The sequence below is a fragment of the Vibrio sp. 970 genome, assembly GCF_033339075.1.
Genome location: NZ_JAWOTW010000823.1, coordinates 1 through 516, shown reverse-complemented (window position 1 = coordinate 516; position 516 = coordinate 1). Strand labels below are relative to the sequence as shown.

Genomic DNA, 516 nt, shown 5'->3' with positions numbered 1-516 from the left:
GCAATGTGTTGACCTTCGCGTTCATCTGAGTCAGTAACGTATCTTTTTGTGAGCGAGCTGCACCCACTTGATACTGCGCGGCGGCTAAGTTGCGGTCTTGGCGATTACCAGTGAACAGGGGAATGTCCATTGTTAGATACGCGCTCACCAAATCCGATGCAGGTTCGCCTTTCATATTGTTGGCTTGACGATAAGCGTACATCACTTCCACACCGAATTGAGGCGTGTAAGCTTGCTCTGCAATGTCCACTTGAGTTTCATTGGCAGAAATACTTACGTCTGCCATTTTCACCATCGGGTGCTCACTCAACTGTTGGTAGTGCTTGGTCGTTTCGCTATTTGCAGACAACTTTTGGTTCAATGACGCCCAAGTCAGTGTGTTGCTGGCTTGGAGTGTTGAGCGTCCGTTTTGGGTATAGGTATTGAGCCAGTCAGAGCCCAACCATTCTGAGAGTTGCGAGACCAAACGGCGCTGCATTTGTGCGTTGGCTTGCAGCTTTTCATCCAACTTACTCA

The 516-nt window shown here is 49.0% G+C and carries 1 protein-coding gene; it reads right to left on the bottom strand.

Annotated features, from left to right (window positions below; all coding sequences use genetic code 11):
* Positions 1-516 (bottom strand): TolC family protein (locus tag R7Q11_RS29405; RefSeq protein ID WP_225467372.1); only part of this gene is annotated, 516 nt, incomplete at both ends.